The 384-nt window shown below is 47.1% G+C and carries 1 protein-coding gene; it reads left to right on the forward strand.

Annotated elements, in window-relative coordinates; translation table 11 throughout:
* Positions 1 to 384: DUF2213 domain-containing protein (locus Y887_RS19885; protein WP_046965677.1), on the forward strand; the 384-nt coding region annotated here is incomplete at both ends.

Below are 384 nucleotides of genomic sequence, written 5' to 3' on the forward strand. Positions count from 1 at the left end.
TGTGAATTCATCATACAGTCTGGAGAGTTTGACGGGCAGCCGTATGAAGTGGTGCAGACAACTCTTCGCGGCAACCACATTGCTCTCGTGGACGTTGGTCGAGTACCAGGTGCACGGGTGCTGGATGGTCGTTGCTTTGACCATCTTTGTTTGACGACTGTAACACCATCCAACGAGGATTTAGACATGCCAAAACCGTTAAAAGGTAAAGCGCGTGATAATGCTGTTGAACAGCTGAAATCACTGATCCCTGCGCTCGAACAATTTCTGAACGAAGAGAGTACTGAAGCTGCTCATCAGGATGAAGTTGAAGTGAAAGCAGAAGAGAAGGACTCAACCGAAAATCGTGAAGAAGTAATGGTTGATCCAGAAGTCAAGGCAGAA

Origin of the sequence: Xanthomonas pisi DSM 18956 (assembly GCF_001010415.1) — a bacterium.
Classification (GTDB): Bacteria; Pseudomonadota; Gammaproteobacteria; order Xanthomonadales; family Xanthomonadaceae; genus Xanthomonas; species Xanthomonas pisi.